The sequence below is a fragment of the Acetomicrobium flavidum genome (assembly GCF_900129645.1).
GTDB classification, from domain to species: domain Bacteria; phylum Synergistota; class Synergistia; order Synergistales; family Acetomicrobiaceae; genus Acetomicrobium; species Acetomicrobium flavidum.
Genome location: NZ_FSQZ01000001.1, coordinates 161,284 through 178,568 on the forward strand (window position 1 = coordinate 161,284; position 17,285 = coordinate 178,568).

A 17,285-nucleotide genomic window follows, 5' to 3' on the forward strand; every position below is an offset into this window, starting at 1 on the left:
TTTAAAGTGAAAATTCCAAGACCGGAACGCATTGCGAGGATAATGTGGAGGCTGGCTAAAAACCCCTTCAGGTTGTTTTCTCTTAGCGATATAGCCAAAAGCTTCGAGGTATCAAAGACCGTCATAAGCGACGATATAGAGATCATCTCGAACGCGATGAAGGACGAGGGCCGATGTAATATCGTGATCGATAGGGGCAGAGGCGGGGGAGCCTACCTTGTGCCAACTTTCGATGAAGCGGACAAAAGGCGCTTCCTCGAAGGCGTAGCGGAGGAACTTTCAAAAGAGGAGAGGTTCCTTCCGGGAGGGTTGATATACTATAGCGACATTGTATTCGATCCGCACTACACTCAGTGGTTAGGATGGGCCCTGGGGTCCATGTTCATCGATTGCGGCGCCGAGGTTGTAATGACTTCGGAGGTCAAAGGCATCCCTATAGCGATCTTTGTTGCGCAATCCCTAGGGCTTCCCTTAGCGGTGTGTAGGTTTAGAAACAGGCCTAGCGATGGTCCGGCCGTTGCACTGCACTATCCCTCAGGGACGGGCGAAGTGAGGGCAATGTACATGGGAACTCGAAACCTAAAAAAAGGCGCCAAGGTGCTCATCATCGATGACTTCATGCGCGGAGGCAGTACCATCGCAGGAATGACTATGATGGCTCGCGAGTTCGAGGCTACCGTCGTGGGAAAGGGTGTATTCATCGTATCAGCCCTACCAGAGCAAAAGGCCATTTCCGGATATAAAGCTCTTTTGGTGCTGGAAAAGGATGAGCACGGACCTCGGGTTCGTGTTTTATGACAGAATTCATTTGACTGTTACGAAATTGCTGATATAGTATGACGCGAAGGGGGGTGACATCTTATGAAGGTGCAATTAGATCAGGAATTATGCATAGGATGTGGGGTTTGCTCACAGGTATGTCCGGAGGTGTTCGATCTAGACGAGGAGATGGGCAAAGCAAAAGTAATTAAGCCCAGCGGAGCGGATTGCGCCGTTGAAGCAGCGGAAAGCTGTCCAGTAAGCTGTATCACAGTAGAAAAGTAATCATCTTCTCTCGATAAAATTCATATTACCACTTGCCCTAAGGGGAACTCGTAGTTATAATCATAAATGCTTAAGGGTTTGGGCCCATAGCTCAACAGGTTAGAGCCACCGGCTCATAACCGGAAGGTTCCTGGTTCGAGTCCAGGTGGGCCCACCAGTTAGTTAACTAAAGCCACCTTTCAGGTGGCTTTTTCTGTTAGTTACTGCCAGTTTGAGGAGATGTTTGCCATGCTCTGCACGATAAGGGATATTCTAAACATGGTGGATAAAATGGCCCCTTTTAAACTGCAGGAAGAGTGGGATAATTCTGGGCTTATATTAGGAGATCCCAGCTCGCATGTCGAAGGCGTTGCTGTTGCCTTGGACCTTACCATCGAGGTCATCGAAAAGGCGAACGTCAACAAAATCAACACCATAGTTACACATCATCCGCCCCTCATCACTCCGATGAAGCGTTGGGAGACTACGGATTATACAGCATCCCTTCTTTGTACAGCAGCACGCCACAATATAAATTTAATTGCAGCCCATACGAACCTTGATGTGGCCTATAATGGAATAAATGTTGCATTGGCTGAGTTAATAAACTTGCTTGACTTTAAGCCTTTGCTTCAGAGTCAGGAAGGAGCCTTTGGATTAGGAGCTGTAGGATACCTTAAAAACGAGATCTCTCGCGAAGAGCTTGCCAACCTCTTAAACGAGAGGTGGAGGGTATCGTGGGTGAAATTTTACGGAAGCAAGGCTGATTTTAAAACCATAGCTCTGTGCGGAGGCTCCGGTGGCGAATTGTGGAGTGATGCTTGGAATCTGGGGGCCGATATATACATAACCGCCGACATGAAATATCATCAAATAATCGAGGCGCAACGACATTTAACAGTAGCAATTGTCGATCATGGCGAAATGGAGCGAAGTGGTTTATTTAAGTTTATACAGGACTTGCAGCATTACCTTCCGGTTAAAGTATATGATTTGACCGATATTAAGCCTTACGCCTCGGCTGAGGTTATGTCTTTTTAGTCTATTTATGGTGGGGTGATATGATGAAAGAGTGCGTGTTCAGCGGTATGCGACCTACTGGCAGATTACACCTTGGACATTTGGCCGGTGCCTTAAGCAATTGGCTCAAGCTCCAAGAGGAGTTCGAATGCTATTACTGCATCGTAGATTGGCATGCCTTGATGTCGGAGTATATGAACAGCTCTGCAATTAAGGGTTACTGTAAAGAAATCTTATTGGATTGGCTTGCGGTCGGACTAGACCCTAACAAGGCAGTCATCTTTCAGCAGTCACACGTTTGCGGGCATGCCGAACTTCATCTGGCATTATCCATGATAGCCCCTCTGGGCAGGCTGGAGAGAAACCCAATATATAAGGAACAACTGGAAAATATGGCCGACAAGGACCTTCAAACCTACGGATTTTTAGGCTATCCCGTCCTGATGGCTGCTGATATATTGCTGTACAAGGCAACAAAGGTCCCGGTCGGAGAGGATCAGTCAATTCACCTTGAGATAGCCAAAGAGCTAGCCCGTCGTTTCAACAGCGTCTTTAGGGAGGTCTTCCCGGAACCGGAAATACTGCTAACTCCCACTCCAAGGGTTCCCGGCATCGACGGAAGGAAGATGAGCAAATCCTACAATAACGCCCTATTCATATCCGAGGATTTAAACGATATGTGGGACAAGGTCCGCACCATGATGACCGATCCGGCACGAATGAAAAGGACAGATCCCGGCGAGCCCGAAAAATGTCCCGTATGGGAGTTGCATAAGGTATTTACATTAGACGAGGACAAAAGGGCAGAGCTTGCTCACGGTTGCAGAACGGCCGGAATCGGCTGCATAGATTGCAAAAAAGTCTTGATGGACTGGATCAAGGTTAAGCTTGAACCCATCCAGGAAAGAAGGCGTTACTTTGAAACTCATGGCCTGGAGATGATGGACATCTTACGCGAGGGCGCAAAGAAGGCTTCTGAAGTTGCCTCAAAGACAATGGACGAAGTAAAAAGCGCAGTAGGTTTCATCCTGCTGTAGACAAAGGGCAGTCGCCCTCTCGGATATTGCCAACTTTTTGACTGCCGAAAAAGGAGAGTCGCGTGACCGTCAAGATAGATCACGATAATTTTTACGACACCCTGACCACTCTGGTAAACTTGTTGGAAAGCAGGGAGATAGAGGCCTCCCGCGTAAGCGTGAGCGAGGTCGTCGAAGTTTATGCGGACTATCTTTTGCGCTCCGACAAGATGTCTCTTGGCGAAGTGGCCGAATTTCTTGCCAGAGCCGCAGCGTTGATATTGTCCAAGGTGCGCGCCCTTTTTCCTCAGCAGACGGCGGAAGCCGATGAGGAGCAGGATGCAATTTTAGTCGAGAGGGACGCTTCTGTCTCTGAGGCCCTTTATCCCTATAAGGTCGCAGCCATATTCCTGGAGGTCTTGCATTACAGAAGATCGAAGCACTATACAAGAGAGTCGGGAGAGCTGCGACCTTTTTACGAAGTGGGCGATCTTTATTTTTTAGCATCGCTTTGGTGGAACATCATAGGCGATATAGCTGCAAAAAACAGATCATCGCAGCAAGATATCATCGACCTTATGACGGAGGATAACCCCGAGGAGACAATAGAGGCTCGCATGGACGACATTAAAAATTCCCTACTAGAGCTCAAAGAAGTGACGCTGCTTGAGCTGCTCAGCGACAAGGCTAGCAAAAGCTTCGTCGTTAGTACGATAATAGCGTTGCTAGAACTTGCTCGACTTGGTATCATTTATTTAAAACAAAGACAGCAATTTGGAGATATTTATGTCGGACTCAAGTCGTGAAATTGCAGAAATAGCGAGGAAAATTGAGGCCATACTGTTTATCTCGACAGAACCTGTAAAGGTCACAGAGCTTTCTTCTATTCTTTCGGTAAGCAAAGAAACCGTGGAAGAAGCGTTACACCGGATAAAGGCACATTATGACTCACAGCACGGCTTTACTCTCATAAACGTAGCCGGTGGTTGGCAAATGGCGACGGCGAGCGATTTGTGCGAAGTAATTGAAAGTTATAACAGCTCTTACGGATATAGGTTGCGACTAAGCAAGGCTGCGATGGAAACTCTTGCTATAATAGCCTACAAACAGCCCATAACCAGAGCCGAGATCGAGGAGCTGAGGGGTGTAAGGAGCGATAAAGTGTTGGAGACTTTGCTTTCATCCGGACTTATTAGGGTGGCCGGCAGGAAGAAGGGAACGGGATCGCCCTTGCTTTATCGGACCACGCAGGAGTTTTTAGAGGCCTTTGGCCTCAACTCCCTTAGCGAGCTGCCCACTGAAGAGGAATTGAGGAATGAAGGAAACATCTCTTGACCGTGATCTGCAAAATCGACATACTGTAAGTGATAATAATATTATTAGATTGAATAAATACTTGGCCATGTGCGGGTTAGGTTCCAGACGAAAGGTCGAGCAACTTGTCGCCGACGGAAGGGTTAAGGTAGACGGCAAAATTGCTCCGGGGCCTTGGATCACGGTAAACGATCGCTCAGTAGTGGAAGTGGACGAACGACCGATCGTTCCACTAAAGCGCATATACGTAGTGATGAACAAACCTCGCGGATGCGTATGTGCCGTGACCGACGCCAGATATAGGACAGTTTTAGATCTACTTCCAAAGAAATTATGGGAATATCGTCCCTTTCCGGTTGGCAGGCTCGATAAAGACAGCAGCGGATTGCTTATCCTTACAAACGACGGCGATTTTGCAAACGATCTTATACATCCAAGAAACAACATATCGAAGACCTACCAGGTCGTATTAAACAGACCCATTGCCGCGAAGGACGTGGTCAAGTGGCAAAAGGGGATATGGCTTGACGATAAACTTGTAAGGCCTAAAATTGTCAAGGCCATCGACGAAAGGCGTTGCGAAGTGGAAGTCTACGAAGGCCTGAAGCGGGAGGTACGACGAATGGCCGAGGCTTTGGGATACAAGGTCGTCGAACTTAAAAGGACAAAAATAGGAAATCTCAAGCTTGTATCCCTAAAGGAAGGCGCTTTCCTGACATTTTCAAGAGAAGAGCTGTTGCAAATGGTTCACAGCGGCGGCGTTATTTAGCTAAATCTTAAGGTGTAGAGGGCGGGCCATGGCAAAAGATGAAAGTCCAAAAGAAATAATTAAAAAGAGAATATTGAAGAAGGTCCAAAACGTCCCATCCCTGCCTCAATTCGTCCTCCTGACGTTAAAGAAGCTCGATGACGAAAGAAGCAGTGCTTCTGACGTTGCCAGTTCCCTTTCAAAGGATCAGGGGTTGGTGGTCCGTGTCTTGAGACTCGCAAACTCCGCTTACTATGGAATTCCCCGGACCATTACCAGCGTTACGGAGGCCGTGGCCATTTTAGGTTTCAAGACGCTAAGAAGCATCGTACTGGCTGCAAGCATATATCCTTTTATGGCCCAATCGCAGAAGGGTTATGCCCTCGATAGGGGAGAGTTATGGCGCCACTCTCTGGGCGTGGCTTACGTTTCGCGCTTTATAGGCAGCAAGCTAAGCGGCGTCGATCTGGAAGAAGCTTACCTTGCAGGCTTACTGCACGACATAGGAAAGATAGTGCTCAATGAATATGTACGTTACGGCTATTCGATCATAAGCAAAATAGTTGAGGAAAAGGCGATCCCCTTTACCGAGGCCGAGAGGGAAGTTTTAGGGTTCGACCATGCCGAAATAGGCGCAATGATCATAGATCAGTGGGCATTGCCCGAGGTTTATGCCATGGCAGCCCACTATCACCATATGCCCGAAGATCTCCCGGAAGAAAAAAAGAATTACAGGACCATGGTAGACGTAGTTCATATCGCCAATGCCATGTGCCTGATGCTGGGATTTGGACTCGGTGCAGACGGGTTACAACATAACATCTCGGAAATGGCATTAGAACGGCTGAACCTGAAGGATAAAGTCGAGATGTTGTTATCTGAGGCAGTGAACATATTATATCAACTGGACGAAGAAATAAGATCAGAGGAGATCGTATGAAAAGACATGTAATAATCACGATAGACGGTCCGGCCGGTTCAGGCAAGAGCAGCGTGGCAAAGATGGTTGCTCAAAGGCTCGGTTTTGCTTATCTGGATTCGGGAGCCATTTACAGGGCTGTTGCCCTTTACCTGTTGCAAAAGGGCATACCCCCCGACGATGAAGCGCAAATTGAAGAAAGCCTTAAAGGTATGAATATCCATATTAAGGACCTTCAGCGGATATATGTAAATGGAAATGACGTCACCATGGCCATACGCTCCCCACAGGTGGACGAGGTCGTCTCGTCCTACGCAGCCTTACCCGTGGTTAGAAGGCGTTTATTTTCCCTCCAAAGGGACCTTCGGGATGATAGGGACCTGATCGCCGAGGGAAGGGATATGGGGACCGTGGTCTTCCCTGACGCCGATCTGAAGATATTTCTCAAGGCTGACGCCAGGACTAGGGCGATAAGGCGATGGAAGGAATTGATGGAGCGCGGGGTTGATATATCCTTCGATGACGTATACTACCAAATTGTCCAGAGGGACGAAAAGGATGCCAACAGGAAGCTGTCTCCGCTTATGCCCGCGGAAGACGCTATAATATTGGATACCAGCGAACTGACGCTTGAAGAGGTAGTCGACAAGGTAACGGAACTGATAAAGGATCGGGTGCTACAGGTGAAGCGCTGTGAGACTTGAGCATAACGCCATCTTTTACGCTTTTTCCAAATGCTTTTGTCGATGTTTGTTGACACTTTACAATAGGTTGTCAATAAGAAATGCACCAACTCTGCCCGAAGGTCGCCCCGTGATTGTGGCCTCTAACCACAACAGCAACCTTGATCCGGTCGTGGTCGGAGTTGCTTACCCCCGGAGATTAAGATATCTGGCAAAGGAGGAGCTCTTCAAGGTTCCCGTCTTAAGTTGTATTATAAGGCACTTAGGGGCCATTCCTGTCTCAAGGGAGGACGAAGTCAGGGCGGGGGTGGTGCTAAGGACATTGCTTGATATTTTATCAATGGGGGAAGACATCCTGATATTTCCCGAGGGAAGCAGGTCCTTTGACGGAAAGCTACAACCGCTGGAAGGCGGTGTAGCCATGCTGGCGCTCCATTCAAAGGCTCCGGTGCTGCCCGTTTACATTAAGGGCACATTTGAGGCGATGCCGCGAGGTTGTTCTTTTCCCAAGCCCAAGAAGATAGAGGTGGTCTTTGGGACGTTGATAGACCCGCTGGATTTGCCCAATGATATGAAGGACAAACAGAAACGATATGATATATTAGATCGACTGGAAAAACAGTTCAAGGAGATGATGCTAGAGCTTGGTTAACGAAGAAAGAAAGGCCGTTATCGTTTGTCTTGAAAGGCAGGGTGCGAACGATGACATTGATCTTCTCGCCGAGGAGTTGGCGTTGCTGCTTTCCAACCTGGACATAAGGGTCGTTGGAAGAATTGATCAAAGGCGAGCTTCCCCGGACCCGGCTACGTTCATAGGCAAGGGTAAGTTATACGAGGTAAAAGCCCTCATGGAAAGTTTGGGCGCTACGCTGGTCGTGTGCAACGACTCTCTGCTTCCAACGCAGCTTCACAATATGCGTTCCATCCTAAAGGCAGAGGTATGGGACAGGTCCTTCGTCATAATGAAGATATTCGAGGCCAGAGCTCACTCTGCGGAGGCTAAATTGCAGGTAGAGTTGGCCCTGTGCAAATACGAGATCCCGCTGCTCAAGGGATTGGGGTGGCAAATGTCTCAGACGGGCGGCGGCATAGGCACCAGGGGCCCAGGAGAGACGGAGTTCGAAAGGCACAGAAGGAAGCTCGAACGAAAGGTAGTAGCCTTGCAACGAAAGCTTGAGCAGGTGCGCAGAAGGCGTCTCAACTTAAGAAAAAGGCGTAAGAAAACAGAAACTCAGACCGTAGCCATCGTGGGATACACGAACAGCGGAAAATCGACCTTGCTTAGAGCCTTGAGCCATGATGAGGATATCTACTGCGCCGACAAACTCTTTGCTACGCTGGATCCCAAGGTGAGAAAGGTGAGTTTACCGAGCGGCAAGCTTGTTCTTTTCGCCGATACGGTGGGATTCATAAGGAAGCTTCCGGTGGAGCTTGTGGCAGCGTTTCGCGCTACATTGGAAGAGGTCAACGAAGCCGCACTGCTTTTGATCGTTATAGATCCGCTGGACAAGGATCCGGTTGAATCACTGAGGGTGGTTGAAGAAACGTTAAGCCAAATAGGTGCCGCTTCCATTTCAAGGTTGATAGCCGTCAATAAAATAGACATGTTGGACAACAAGGAGAAACTGGAGGCTATATTGGAAAGGCTGGCTATACATTCGGGATGTGATATCATTCCAATAAGCGCTTTAAAAAAGATTAATATGCCGCTACTCCTTAAAAAAGTCGATGAAACGTTACGACAAGGGGATTTCAGTTCGTCGCTTACGGGCGCACTAAATTAGCATTGGGGGGAACGTCGTTGCTGGTAAGCATGACAGGTCATGGAGCCGCTAACGGATCGTTTGACTGGGGCACAATTACAATCGATATGCACAGCGTAAACTCAAGATATAAGGATGTAACCGTACGTTGCCCTAGAGAGCTGTCCATGCTCGAAAATCTCATCGCGGAAGAGCTGACAAAGCATTTCGAAAGGGGCAAAGTTACGGTCAACGTTTATGCATCTTTCGCACCAAACCTGAAGATGGCAAAGATCAATGGACAGGTCCTCGCAAATTACTTTGATGAGCTGATGGCGATCCACGGCAGGCTCAAGTTGTTGGAGGAAATCCAGCTTGAGCTTCTCCTAAATTTGCCTGGCGTCCTTGAGCAGCCCGAGGCTCATATTTTTGACATCTACGAGAAAATATCTGAAGACATTCTATCAGTCTTGAGGCAAGCCATCTCAAAATGGAACGAGATGAAAAGGCTGGAAGGAGATCACACAGCCTCATTTGTCACAAGGGCGATAGATGACTACGAGAGCTTGATCCTATCCATAGAAAAGGAATGGAATGAGGCATTTGATGAAGAACTTGAAAACTTCAGGCGCAAGATCGATTTGCTCCTCTCCGGCAATGCTCAAGACAGCGGCGATACAACCTATCTTCAAGGGGTAGCTGTAATGGCGGACAAATGGGACATCAAGGAAGAGATCACGAGGAGCAAGTCCCATATTGCCAAATTCAGGGAGACATTGAACTCCCCATCTTCGGAAGGCAAAAAGTTAAACTTCCTGCTCCAGGAAATGCTTCGCGAGATAAACACCATAGCCTCCAAGGTGGGAAATGCCGAGATTCGCTGGCATGTAGTTGAAGGCAAATGCCTGCTGGAACAGATTCGAGAGCAGATCCAAAATGTGGAATGAGATGATCAGACATGAATAAATTGGTCCACATAGGGTTTGGGAATGTCGTAGTGGCGAGCAGGATAATAGCCATAATTCATCCCGACTCCTCCCCAGTCAAAAGGCTTAAAGACGAAGCCAAGGAGAGGGGACAGCTTATTGATGCAACTCAGGGCAGAAGGACTAGAGCCGTGATATTGACCGACAGCAATCATGTGATACTATCAGCTATACAGCCAGAGACCATAGCAAATCGTTTCGAGGGAACGGTAACGAACGATGGTTACTAAAAAAAGAGGGCATTTATTCGTAATTTCAGGCCCCAGCGGGGCGGGGAAGGGAACGATTCGAAGGGAACTTTTCAAACGACTTCCCGATTTGATATATTCTGTATCTTGTACGACAAGGCCTCCGAGGGAAGGCGAAGTAAACGGAGTGGATTACTATTTTATAGATCCCGAGAAATTTGCCGAAAAGCAACGCTGCGGAGAATTTTTGGAGTGGGCCTTCGTGCACGGCAACTACTACGGAACTCCGAAAGATGACGTATTGAAGCACCTGGAAGAAGGCAGAGACGTGATCTTGGAGATAGACGTACAGGGGGCCATAAACATAAAAAAGGTCTTTCCCGAAGCGGTATTGATCTTCATCCTCCCTCCCTCGGAAGAGGCATTGAAGCAGAGATTGATATCCAGGGGAACCGAAAACGAGGAATCCCTAATGATACGGCTAAACAATGCCGCGTTGGAGATGAAGTTGGTGGACATTTACGATCATGCCATAATTAACGATGACGTCAATCGAGCCACTGATGAGCTTATCGACATTATAACGAGCTATAGGAAAGGAGAGAAAAAAGATGATCTACGTAGATGTTGCCCAAATAATGAGGAAGTACAGCATCCCTAACAAATACGTTTTAGCCATGATGATCGCAAAAAGGGCAAGAGCCTTGAGTGAGGACGCTGCAAAGCGCCTATTCGATGGAGGCAAGGACAAGCCCATCGTCACAGCAATCGAAGAGGTAAGGGACGGAAAGGTCAAGTTCGTGATGAGAACGAAAAAGGCCCAAGCCAGTTAAAGGCGAAGATCATGCTTGAGTGGAAGTCCAATAGAAGGATTCTCATAGGTATATCGGGGGGCATCTCTGCCTACAAGATCCCTGAGATCGTAAGGGCAATAAGAAAGGGTGGCAACGATGTGGAGGTAATTATGACCAAGGCAGCCACCTCTTTCGTTACCCCTTTGACCTTATCCACTCTCACCGGCAGACGCACCTGGCTTGAGGAGGATTTCTTAAGCGACGAGCAGGGCTGGAAAATACCTCATATATCGCTTGCCGATTGGGCACAAGCCTTTCTTGTAGCCCCAGCCACCGCTAATGTACTTAGGCGTGCTGCCTTAGGTGAAGCCGATACACTGCTTGGAGCAACCATGCTTGCCACCAGAGCACCGGTCATCATTTTCCCTGCCATGAATGTGCATATGTGGGAACACCCGGCCACCCAGCGCCACGTAAGCATGGCACGCGATATGGGTTATATCGTCATTCCCCCCGAAGAGGGAGAGCTTGCCTGCGGATACGAAGGCAAAGGAAGGCTGCCCGAAAACGAGGTAATTCTTGAAGTACTGTGGAATACGCTGTCGCCGAAAAAAGACCTAGCAGGCAAGAAGATCTTGGTCACAGCCGGCCCCACGAGGGAGTTCATGGACCCAGTCAGGTTCATCAGCAATCCCAGCTCCGGCAAGATGGGATATGCCGTAGCAAAGACTGCATGGTATCGTGGAGCAGAAGTAACCTTAATAAAGGGACCTACCTGCATAAAGCCACCTTACGGCGTCAAGGTCGTAAACGTCACGACAGCCGAAGAGATGTACAGGGCCGTGATGGATGAGTGTGAAAAGGCCGACATTATCGTAAAATCTGCAGCCGTAGGAGATTATAAGTTCGCCACAGTTTTTGAGCAAAAAATTAAACGCGAAGGAAAAGGCAGCCTTCAGGTCACGCTTGAAGAGAACCCCGACATAGCTGCAGAGGTGGGAAGAAGAAAAAGGGACGGCCAAATACTCATCGGCTTTGCAGCCGAATCTCACGAACTTTTGGAAAACGCCGCATCAAAATTGAAGAAGAAAAATATGGACATGATAGTAGCAAACGACATAACCGCCAAGGGCAGCGGTTTTGAATCGGACACTAATTCGGTAACCGTTATTTGCAAAAACGGCCGCATGGTCAAACTTGCCGGAACGAAGGAAGACGTGGCCTGGGGGCTGTGGGATGTCGTAGAGTCGGAGTTTCCGGCCTAAAAGATGTATGTCGATGTATTGGTGCCCGGTATATGGTGGCACCCTTTGACCTATAGCACTCCTCAAATCGTAGAGACAGGCTGCAGAGTGGTCGTCCCTATGGGACCACGCGGCGGGAAGAGAGTTGGATTTGTGCTGGCCGTTAAGGAAAAACTGGATGAAAAGCCCTCCTACGAGATCAAGGAAGTCACGGAAGTACTAGATCAAGTTCCTCCGCTTAACGAAGAGCTGTGGAGTTTAAGCGAATGGATATCCCGCCAGTACCTATGCAGCCAATCCGAGGCATTAAGGCTTATGTGTCCGCCTCAGGTGACTAAAGGCTGTAACGTTGACCATCAAGACTTATCGCGACAAAAACCTTCAAGGGGCACTTATCAGGAAAGGTGCTTCTATGAGGCAAGCGACGAGAAAAGATATGCGAGATATGTAGATATCATAGAGGAAGCTGGCTACGGCCTGGTTTTTTTCCCCGAAGAGACCGTAGCCAGATCTTTTTGGGACATCCTTCCGTGCCATATTAAGAAAAAGGGTTTGCTGTGGCCCTCAGGCGGCGGCAAAAAAGGCTTCGATGCCTGGTTGAAGACGAGACGGGGGGAGGTCTCAGTCATCGTGGGGTCTGCTGGTTTGCTTTTTGCGCCGCTTGCTCCAATAGATTTTATCCTGATAGAAGAGGAAGCAAGCTCTTCCTATAACTTCGCAAGATACCCCTACATATCATTGCGTCACATTGCGGCAAAAAGGGCTCAAACTTGGGGGGCTACGCTGATATTTGGAGGGCGAATGCCTTCGTCCAGGGTCTATTTATTGAAGAAACCGCAGCTTGAGGAAAAACCTAAAGGTCAAATTCATTTCGTCAACATAAGGAAAGCTAGCTGTCTTGAGCTTCCCGGCGTAACCCGGGGGATTCCCATCAGCTCGACGCTTCTAACTTCGTCGCTGGACGCCGTAAATAGCGGTAAAATTGCTCTTTGGATATTGGACCGCAAGGGGTACGTCGGCGAGATTTCATGCGAGGAATGCGGTTGGATGATGACGTGCCCCGAATGTGGGAGCCTTTGCAGGCTTACCCGGGATATCGTCGTTTGCCCAATCTGTGGGAAAAGGTATGAGATGCCCACGGTCTGCCCTTCGTGCATGTCAAACTTCATAATGGGAAGGAGGCCGGGCATCGAGGCCCTTTATCGGATAGCGCGCAGCCTGGTCGACCCTGCCATACCTGTCCACACATGGTATAAGGAAGAAAGCGGCAAGAAGCGAAGAACTATGGTGCTCAACGACCTAAAAGATGGCGGGATAATAGTCGGCTCCAGGTTATCGGTGACGTTCTGCGACGACTGCTTTGTGGGAGTGGTAGGCTGGGTGGACGCTGACGCCGAAGCGAGAAGGCCGTTGTACGACGCGCGTTTTACGGCATTTAGCATGATATGGGAGTCACGCTGCAGGGGCAAAGATCCCGATAGCAGAAATGTGATAGTGCAGTCAAGAACGCCTTACCGCGGTTGGCAAAGAGGATTGCGCCGCGGATGGCATTTGTTTTGGGACGAAGAACTAGCAGAAAGGCGTGAGCTCGGTTTCCCGCCCTTTGAGCTTTTAGTCGAGATAACGGGCCCACTGAAAATCACAGACGACATCCTTCCATCCCTTGACAAATCGGGATTTGCCGTGTATAAGCCAATAGCCGACGAGGGTCGTTTGTGGGTAAAGACCAAGGACTTGAAGAACATGCGAGAGGCATTGAAACCCTTTTTTCACATTTCCCGATCCAAGGTCGGCTTTCCTAAAATAAGAATCTGGAGAGATTGAAGCGGTGAATCAAAATGGGTAGAAATGGCGATGTAGTTGCGATAATAGGAAGGGCAAACGTAGGTAAATCTACGCTCTTTAACAGAATAGTGCAGAAGCGCCTGGCAATAGTCGACGACATCCCGGGCGTGACCAGAGACCGGATTTACGCGCGAGTCGAATGGTCAGGCAAATCCTTTTACCTTGTCGATACCGGAGGTTTCCCCAACGACGACGAACCGCTCTTAGACGCAGTAGGCAGGCAGATTGCCAGGGCAATTGAGGAAGCCAATGTCATCATCTTGGTGATCGATGGAAGAGAGGGCATATTGCCACAGGACGAAAAGATAGCGGAGATACTTAGGAAAAGCAACCGCAAGGTAATTGTGGCCGTCAACAAGATAGACGAGCCCATGCATGAGCATCTAATTTACGATGCCTACAAACTTGGATTTGAGGATGTTGTGGGGGTAAGCGCCGAACACAACAGGAACATCTCAAACTTACTAGACATCGTTGTGGCCCATGTAGACGAAGAGACAGTCGAGGAGGACGAAGACGACGCCATCAAGATCGCCATAGTCGGGAGGCCAAACGTCGGGAAATCAAGCATATTTAACGCGCTGATAGGAGAGGAAAGGGCCATAGTCAGCGATATACCCGGAACCACCAGGGATTCGATCGATACGGTCATCACATATGAAGGCAAGAAATATCTTCTCATCGACACCGCCGGATTAAGAAAGAAAAGCAGATTGAAGGACGACATCGAATTTTATTCGCTTCTGAGGGCCGAACGCTCCATGGACAGGGCCGACGTAGTGCTGCTCGTAATCGATGTCACGGAGGCGGTGACTGAGCAGGACAAGCGCATAGCCGGCATGGTCTTTGAAAAGGGAAAGGGCCTTGTCGTTGCCTTGAACAAGTGGGACTTGCTTCCCGAGGGACAACCTAAATTGGGAGACAGCATAATCAAATTCGCAAAGGAACAGCTCTACTTCACCAACGACGCTCCCGTAATCACTACGTCTGCTTTATCAAAGAGGAACATTCTCAAGATCTTCGACGTTTGCAACGAGATTTACACTTTAAGACAAACCCGTATACCTACTTCCATCTTAAACAGAATGGTCCGCGACATCGTTTCGTTTCAAAGGTTGCCCTCTGACGGTAAGGGGAGATTTTTAAACATCTTCTACGTAACACAGGTCGAAACGGCACCGCCATCCTTCGTTTTCTTCGTAAACGACCAAAATTTGGTCGATAAACCCTTTGAGCGAAAAATTATCAATGAATTGGTTAAAGTTGGCAATTTCAGGGGCGTTCCGGTGAGAGTTTTTTGGAAAAATAGGCGTTAGCTGGCTTGACCGCAGCATTTAAAGCATTGATAATTATCGATGGAGACAGGATCTCTTAAATTCAAGGAGGTGTAAAGGATGACCAAGAGCGACATCGTCAATGAGGTTGCGAAGGCTACGGGTTTAAGCAAGAAGGATGCGGCAAGCGCCGTTGATGCCTTCATCAAGAGCATAGTCGATGCCCTTTCCAAGGGAGAAGAAGTTCAGATAATGGGGTTTGGAACCTTCGAGGTGCGCAATAGGGCTGCCAGGAAGGGTCGCAACCCTCAAAACCCGACGGAAATCATCGAGATACCGGAAAAAAAGGTCCCTGCATTTCGAGCCGGAAAGATGCTAAAGGAAGCAGTAGGCAAATAGTACTTTTTTATTCGCTGACATCAAGCCCCTTGTGCCCAACAGTGCTTGAAAATTGAACTGATCGATGATAAAATTCAAAGCACAATGGGCTCAAGGGGGTAAATTTTTGGAGAGTGGGCAAATTCCCACTCTTCTTTTTTTAAGATAATCGGAACTCGGAGGAAGATTTGCCATGCAGAAAATGAATGATGAAATGGCGAAGGTCGAAGAGGAAATAAAGCAAGCAATAGAAAACATGGGGTATGACTTCGTTGGCATGGAGCTGGTCCACGAACACGGCAGGATGATACTGCGGATATACATCAACACTGCCGGGGGAATAAATATAAAGGATTGCGAGATAGTATCTCGAAGGGTGGACAAGATCCTTGACGCAAAAGAGGAACTTTTCGGCGGAAGATACTACCTGGAGGTAAGCTCTCCGGGTTTAGATGCACCTCTGTTTTACATAAAAGATTACAAGGCAAACATAGGCAAGACGGTTCGCATCAGGACACATGAGCCGATCGAATCGAGACGGAAGTTCAAGGGCAAGATTATAGACGTCTTAAGCAACAATGATGTCAAGCTGCTCCTTGAGGACGGAACATGCGCATTGATTGCTTTTCAGAATATTTCGAAGGCACGCCTAGTGCCAGAACAAGAAAACGACGATGACAAGTGAGCGATTGTTTTAAAGAGGGAGATGGTAGCAATGGAATTAGGAAAGGATTTCATGCGAGCATTAAAACAAATAGAGTCCGATAAGGGATTGCCCATGGACGTGATAATTTCTAGTATTGAAGCGGCATTAGTCTCGGCCTACAAGAAATATAAAGGTGCGAACACAAACGTCGAGGTAGAGCTTGACTCCGAAAACGGTATCATAAAGATATTCGAGATCAAAGAAGTCGTGGATACGGTAAAAAATCCCACTTACGAGATATCGCTCGAGGAGGCAAGGTCGCTTGGCTTCGACGTCGATCGCGGTGAAACGGTTAAGATAGAGGTTTCGCCTAGGGATTTCGGCAGGATCGCCGCTCAGACGGCAAGGCAAGTAATCATACAAAGGCTTAAGGATGCCGAGCGTCAAATAATATACAACGATTTCTCGGGAAAGGTAGGGGAGACCGTAACCGGCGTCGTCTTTAGAGATGAAGGGGGACAGGTCTTGGTCCGAATAGGAGATAAAATCGACGCCATATTACCCCGCGAGGAGCGGATACCTACGGAACATTACCGTCCCGGAGACAGGAAGAAGTTTTACGTTCTGGACGTGCGCAAGACCTCAAAAGGACCTCACATATTTTTGTCCAGATCTCATCCCGGGCTTTTGAGGAACTTGCTGGAAATAGAGGTACCCGAGATAAAAGAAGGGGTCATCGAGATCAAAAGCATAGCCAGGGAGGCGGGCATCAGAAGCAAGGTTGCCGTAACTACACTTGATCCCAACGTTGACCCCGTTGGAGCATGTATCGGAACGAAGGGAAACAGGATTAAAGCCATAAGCGACGAGCTTGCAGGCGAGCGAATTGATGTTATCATTTGGAGTAGCGATCCGATAACGTATATAAAAAATGCCTTGTCGCCAGCTAAAATAGTCAAGGTTGAGCCAAGGTTGGATGAGGACAAGGCGGTTAACGTCTACGTAAGACCTGACCAGTTGTCCTTGGCCATAGGCAAGGGGGGCCAGAACGTGAGGCTTGCGGCCAAGTTAACCGGCTGGAAGGTGGACATTCATGTGCTGGAACCTGATCGTCTTCCGACGTTACAGGACCTTTTCGAGGATATAATTAAGGGGGAATTGCCCAAGGAGTGGGAAAAGAAGGAATGAACAAAAGGAGACGTCCTCGAACTTGCGTAGCCTGCAAGACGGAAAAGCCAAAAAGGGAACTAATCAGAATCGTGAGATCCCCCGAAGGACGCGTTTATGTAGATCTTACCGGTAAGGGTCAGGGAAGGGGAGCCTATGTCTGTGACAATATCGATTGCATTGAACTGGCAAGGAAGAAGGACTTGCTCTCCAAGGCGTTAAAGGTTGAGGTTCCTCGGGAGGTATATGAGGAGTTGCTTAAAAAGGTAGCCGAAACCGAAGGTGCCGGCCAGTGAAT

General features: G+C 48.4%; 22 protein-coding genes and 1 tRNA gene. All 23 read left to right on the forward strand.

Features of this window, described 5'->3' with window-relative positions; all coding sequences use genetic code 11:
* Nucleotides 1-6: 6 nt before the first annotated feature.
* A complete protein-coding gene (locus BUQ78_RS00745) occupies nt 7-798 on the forward strand; it encodes a phosphoribosyltransferase family protein (RefSeq protein WP_014806826.1) in 792 nt (263 codons plus the stop codon).
* A 63-nt stretch (nt 799-861) separates the two neighbouring features.
* Entirely contained in the window at nt 862-1,044 is a 183-nt protein-coding gene (locus tag BUQ78_RS00750; protein WP_014806825.1) for a ferredoxin, read from the forward strand.
* 80 nt (nt 1,045-1,124) lie between these two features.
* A tRNA-Ile gene (locus tag BUQ78_RS00755) sits at nt 1,125-1,201 on the forward strand.
* 71 nt (nt 1,202-1,272) lie between these two features.
* Nucleotides 1,273-2,064, forward strand: coding sequence for a Nif3-like dinuclear metal center hexameric protein (locus tag BUQ78_RS00760; RefSeq protein WP_014806824.1), 792 nt, complete (start codon nt 1,273-1,275; stop codon nt 2,062-2,064).
* 23 nt (nt 2,065-2,087) lie between these two features.
* The gene (gene trpS, locus BUQ78_RS00765; protein ID WP_074198984.1) at nt 2,088-3,080 is read left to right on the forward strand and encodes a tryptophan--tRNA ligase; all 993 of its coding nucleotides are present in this window, start codon (nt 2,088-2,090) and stop codon (nt 3,078-3,080) included.
* Between the two features lie 62 nt (nt 3,081-3,142).
* A complete protein-coding gene (locus tag BUQ78_RS00770) occupies nt 3,143-3,865 on the forward strand; it encodes a segregation and condensation protein A (protein ID WP_074198985.1) in 723 nt (240 codons plus the stop codon).
* Nucleotides 3,846-4,394, forward strand: coding sequence for an SMC-Scp complex subunit ScpB (gene scpB, locus BUQ78_RS00775; protein WP_014806821.1), 549 nt, complete (start codon nt 3,846-3,848; stop codon nt 4,392-4,394). Before BUQ78_RS00770 ends, scpB begins: the two co-directional genes overlap by 20 nt.
* Entirely contained in the window at nt 4,375-5,142 is a 768-nt protein-coding gene (locus BUQ78_RS00780; RefSeq protein WP_084532123.1) for a pseudouridine synthase, read from the forward strand. Before scpB ends, BUQ78_RS00780 begins: the two co-directional genes overlap by 20 nt.
* Before the next feature lie 28 nt (nt 5,143-5,170).
* Nucleotides 5,171-6,061 (forward strand): HDOD domain-containing protein, encoded by an 891-nt coding sequence (locus BUQ78_RS00785; RefSeq protein ID WP_074198986.1) that lies wholly within the window; start codon nt 5,171-5,173, stop codon nt 6,059-6,061.
* Nucleotides 6,058-6,744 (forward strand): (d)CMP kinase, encoded by a 687-nt coding sequence (cmk, locus tag BUQ78_RS00790; RefSeq protein WP_014806818.1) that lies wholly within the window; start codon nt 6,058-6,060, stop codon nt 6,742-6,744. Before BUQ78_RS00785 ends, cmk begins: the two co-directional genes overlap by 4 nt.
* On the forward strand, nt 6,734-7,375 hold the full coding sequence (locus tag BUQ78_RS00795) for a lysophospholipid acyltransferase family protein (RefSeq protein WP_014806817.1): 642 nt from the start codon (nt 6,734-6,736) through the stop codon (nt 7,373-7,375). The genes cmk and BUQ78_RS00795 overlap by 11 nt, the downstream gene beginning before the upstream one ends.
* Nucleotides 7,368-8,507, forward strand: a complete 1,140-nt coding sequence (gene hflX, locus BUQ78_RS00800) for a GTPase HflX (RefSeq protein ID WP_014806816.1) — start codon at nt 7,368-7,370, stop codon at nt 8,505-8,507. Before BUQ78_RS00795 ends, hflX begins: the two co-directional genes overlap by 8 nt.
* 17 nt (nt 8,508-8,524) lie before the next feature.
* Nucleotides 8,525-9,412 carry a YicC/YloC family endoribonuclease gene (locus BUQ78_RS00805; protein WP_014806815.1) on the forward strand — a complete coding sequence of 296 codons (888 nt, stop codon included), beginning with the start codon at nt 8,525-8,527 and terminating at the stop codon, nt 9,410-9,412.
* 11 nt (nt 9,413-9,423) lie between these two features.
* Complete coding sequence (locus BUQ78_RS00810; protein ID WP_014806814.1) at nt 9,424-9,681, forward strand: DUF370 domain-containing protein; 258 nt, start codon at nt 9,424-9,426, stop codon at nt 9,679-9,681.
* Nucleotides 9,671-10,300, forward strand: coding sequence for a guanylate kinase (gene gmk / locus BUQ78_RS00815; protein ID WP_074198987.1), 630 nt, complete (start codon nt 9,671-9,673; stop codon nt 10,298-10,300). Before BUQ78_RS00810 ends, gmk begins: the two co-directional genes overlap by 11 nt.
* The gene (gene rpoZ / locus BUQ78_RS00820; protein ID WP_014806812.1) at nt 10,251-10,472 is read left to right on the forward strand and encodes a DNA-directed RNA polymerase subunit omega; all 222 of its coding nucleotides are present in this window, start codon (nt 10,251-10,253) and stop codon (nt 10,470-10,472) included. The genes gmk and rpoZ overlap by 50 nt, the downstream gene beginning before the upstream one ends.
* Before the next feature lie 11 nt (nt 10,473-10,483).
* On the forward strand, nt 10,484-11,698 hold the full coding sequence (coaBC, locus tag BUQ78_RS00825) for a bifunctional phosphopantothenoylcysteine decarboxylase/phosphopantothenate--cysteine ligase CoaBC (protein WP_074198988.1): 1,215 nt from the start codon (nt 10,484-10,486) through the stop codon (nt 11,696-11,698).
* 3 nt (nt 11,699-11,701) lie between these two features.
* Nucleotides 11,702-13,501 carry a primosomal protein N' family DNA-binding protein gene (locus BUQ78_RS00830; RefSeq protein WP_074198989.1) on the forward strand — a complete coding sequence of 600 codons (1,800 nt, stop codon included), beginning with the start codon at nt 11,702-11,704 and terminating at the stop codon, nt 13,499-13,501.
* 14 nt (nt 13,502-13,515) lie between these two features.
* Nucleotides 13,516-14,838, forward strand: a complete 1,323-nt coding sequence (gene der / locus BUQ78_RS00835; RefSeq protein WP_074198990.1) for a ribosome biogenesis GTPase Der — start codon at nt 13,516-13,518, stop codon at nt 14,836-14,838.
* 78 nt (nt 14,839-14,916) lie between these two features.
* A complete protein-coding gene (locus BUQ78_RS00840) occupies nt 14,917-15,195 on the forward strand; it encodes an HU family DNA-binding protein (RefSeq protein WP_014806808.1) in 279 nt (92 codons plus the stop codon).
* Nucleotides 15,196-15,367: 172 nt separating this feature from the next.
* Nucleotides 15,368-15,859 carry a ribosome maturation factor RimP gene (locus BUQ78_RS00845; protein ID WP_074198991.1) on the forward strand — a complete coding sequence of 164 codons (492 nt, stop codon included), beginning with the start codon at nt 15,368-15,370 and terminating at the stop codon, nt 15,857-15,859.
* A gap of 30 nt (nt 15,860-15,889) precedes the next feature.
* Nucleotides 15,890-17,008, forward strand: a complete 1,119-nt coding sequence (gene nusA / locus BUQ78_RS00850) for a transcription termination factor NusA (protein WP_074198992.1) — start codon at nt 15,890-15,892, stop codon at nt 17,006-17,008.
* Nucleotides 16,990-17,283 (forward strand): RNase P modulator RnpM, encoded by a 294-nt coding sequence (gene rnpM / locus BUQ78_RS00855; protein WP_318259426.1) that lies wholly within the window; start codon nt 16,990-16,992, stop codon nt 17,281-17,283. The genes nusA and rnpM overlap by 19 nt, the downstream gene beginning before the upstream one ends.
* Nucleotides 17,284-17,285 lie beyond the last annotated feature (2 nt).

What these genes read in the sequence shown, in the direction of transcription:
- cmk (WP_014806818.1), top strand. Translation starts at nt 6,058, where the DNA reads ATGAAAAGACATGTAATAATCACGATAGACGGTCCGGCCGGTTCAGGC.
- rpoZ (WP_014806812.1), top strand. Translation starts at nt 10,251, where the DNA reads ATGATCTACGTAGATGTTGCCCAAATAATGAGGAAGTACAGCATCCCT.
- nusA (WP_074198992.1), top strand. Translation starts at nt 15,890, where the DNA reads ATGGAATTAGGAAAGGATTTCATGCGAGCATTAAAACAAATAGAGTCC.
- BUQ78_RS00810 (WP_014806814.1), top strand. Translation starts at nt 9,424, where the DNA reads ATGAATAAATTGGTCCACATAGGGTTTGGGAATGTCGTAGTGGCGAGC.
- BUQ78_RS00845 (WP_074198991.1), top strand. Translation starts at nt 15,368, where the DNA reads ATGCAGAAAATGAATGATGAAATGGCGAAGGTCGAAGAGGAAATAAAG.
- scpB (WP_014806821.1), top strand. Translation starts at nt 3,846, where the DNA reads ATGTCGGACTCAAGTCGTGAAATTGCAGAAATAGCGAGGAAAATTGAG.
- BUQ78_RS00750 (WP_014806825.1), top strand. Translation starts at nt 862, where the DNA reads ATGAAGGTGCAATTAGATCAGGAATTATGCATAGGATGTGGGGTTTGC.
- trpS (WP_074198984.1), top strand. Translation starts at nt 2,088, where the DNA reads ATGAAAGAGTGCGTGTTCAGCGGTATGCGACCTACTGGCAGATTACAC.
- BUQ78_RS00760 (WP_014806824.1), top strand. Translation starts at nt 1,273, where the DNA reads ATGCTCTGCACGATAAGGGATATTCTAAACATGGTGGATAAAATGGCC.
- BUQ78_RS00830 (WP_074198989.1), top strand. Translation starts at nt 11,702, where the DNA reads ATGTATGTCGATGTATTGGTGCCCGGTATATGGTGGCACCCTTTGACC.
- BUQ78_RS00840 (WP_014806808.1), top strand. Translation starts at nt 14,917, where the DNA reads ATGACCAAGAGCGACATCGTCAATGAGGTTGCGAAGGCTACGGGTTTA.
- BUQ78_RS00780 (WP_084532123.1), top strand. Translation starts at nt 4,375, where the DNA reads ATGAAGGAAACATCTCTTGACCGTGATCTGCAAAATCGACATACTGTA.
- BUQ78_RS00785 (WP_074198986.1), top strand. Translation starts at nt 5,171, where the DNA reads ATGGCAAAAGATGAAAGTCCAAAAGAAATAATTAAAAAGAGAATATTG.
- gmk (WP_074198987.1), top strand. Translation starts at nt 9,671, where the DNA reads ATGGTTACTAAAAAAAGAGGGCATTTATTCGTAATTTCAGGCCCCAGC.
- coaBC (WP_074198988.1), top strand. Translation starts at nt 10,484, where the DNA reads ATGCTTGAGTGGAAGTCCAATAGAAGGATTCTCATAGGTATATCGGGG.
- der (WP_074198990.1), top strand. Translation starts at nt 13,516, where the DNA reads ATGGGTAGAAATGGCGATGTAGTTGCGATAATAGGAAGGGCAAACGTA.